Source organism: Mycobacterium sp. 1245499.0, from assembly GCF_001673615.1.
In the GTDB taxonomy this organism is placed as follows: domain Bacteria; phylum Actinomycetota; class Actinomycetes; order Mycobacteriales; family Mycobacteriaceae; genus Mycobacterium; species Mycobacterium europaeum_A.
Map to the genome: position 1 here is coordinate 1 of NZ_LZMG01000013.1, position 1,283 is coordinate 1,283.

The window sequence follows — 1,283 nt, forward strand, 5'->3', positions numbered from 1 at the left end:
GGTCCGCAGGCCAGGGTGAGTTGGTCGATGTCGGTGCGCTCAGTCTTGACCCAGTCTTGGACGTGGTGGACTTCGCAGTAGTAGCCGGGCACGTCGCAACCCGGATGTGAACATCCACGGTCCTTGGCGTGCAGGACATTCGTTGGCCGGGTGAGGCCAGGCGCTTGGTGTGGTACAGGGCCAGCGATGTGCCTTTGTCGAAGATGGCGAGATAGTGGTGGGCGTGGCGGGCCAGGCGGATGACGTCGGACATGGGGAGCAGGGTGCCGGCGGCGGTGAGGGCTGTGCCGGTGTTGCGTTCGAGGTCCTCGAGTGTGGTGGTGAGGATGATGGAGGCTGGTAATCCGTTGTGTTGGCCGAGTTTTGCGCTGGCCAGCAGGGCGCGTAGGGCGGCGTTGAGGCCGTCGTGGTGGCGTTGGGCGGTGCTGCGGGTGTCGCGTTGCACCGCGTCTTGGGGCGGGGCGCTGTCGATGACCGGCTGCTCGTCGTCGGGGTTGCACATGCCGGGGGCGGTGAGTTTGGCCAGTACCGCCTCGAGGGTGGCGCGGGCTTCGGGCGTCAGCCATCCGCTCAGGCGCGACATGCCGTCGGTTTGTTGGTTGCCGAGCACCAGTCCGCGCATGCGCGCGCGGTCGGCGTCGGTGTAGGTGCCGTCGGGGTTGAGGCAGTCCATCAGGCGGCGGGCCAGTGTGGTGAGTTGGTCGGGGCGAAATTGGGTGGCCGTGGCGGCCAGTTGCTTTTCGGCGTGTTCGCAGGTGTCGAGGTCCACGGCTTCGGGCAGGTGGTGGAAGAACCGCCGGATCACGGCCACGTGGTCGGCGCCGATCGCCCCATCTTGCTGGGCCGCGGCGGTGGCGGGCAGCACCGGCGCCAGCGGCTCGCCGGTCAGCGTGCGGCGCGGGCCCAGATCGGCGGCCTCGGCGATGCGCCGTGCGGCCTCGGCCCGGGTGATGTGCAGCCGGTCGGCCAACACCCAGGGCAGCTTGCCGCCCAGTTCGGCCGGATCTGCTTGCTCGCCAAGCTGGTTGATGAGTTGGTGGCTTGGCGTTTGGAGCTTGCGGGTTGCGCATTCGAGCTTTTCCAACAGTGCCAGGCGTTCGGGGTTGGTCAGCGCCGCATAGGAATGCTGGTGAAAACGAGCGGCCGCAGCGCACAACGCGTCAGCGTCGGCCTAAATCTGCTCCCGGTCATCTATCGAACTCATGTTCGAATGCTAGAACGGGCCACCGACAAAAAGCGCTCCCCTGAAACCACTGAAACAAAAGAGGCACAAGTGATTTGGG

General features: G+C 66.5%; 1 pseudogene. It reads right to left on the bottom strand.

The window, feature by feature from the left end:
- Positions 1-1,156, bottom strand: a pseudogene (locus tag A5646_RS00530) (HNH endonuclease signature motif containing protein); the annotation flags it as partial.
- Positions 1,157-1,283 lie beyond the last annotated feature (127 nt).